Annotated in this window: 1 pseudogene; it reads left to right on the forward strand. The window is 70.2% G+C overall.

Features of this window, described 5'->3' with window-relative positions:
• Positions 1-272 (forward strand): annotated as a pseudogene (locus AC0IYH_RS31645) (hypothetical protein); the annotation flags it as partial.

Consider the following 272-nt stretch of genomic DNA (forward strand, 5'->3'; position numbering starts at 1 on the left):
TCGCCAAGCCGGCGGGCGCGAAGCCGCGCGTGCTGGCCGAAGCGCTGGCGGGCGAACTGGAGAAGCTGCCCGAGGTGTCGCGCGTCGACGTCGCCGGGCCCGGCTTCATCAACATGGTGCTGACCGACGACAGCTGGCGCGAGGAGCTGGCAGCGATCCACGCAGGCGGCGACGATTACGGCCGCTCGACCAGTGGGCAGGGCGTCACCGTCAATATCGAATATGTCCCGCCAACCCGACCGGGCCGATGCCTATGGGGCATTGCCGGGGCG

The organism is Pseudomonas sp. AC463 (assembly GCF_979253585.1).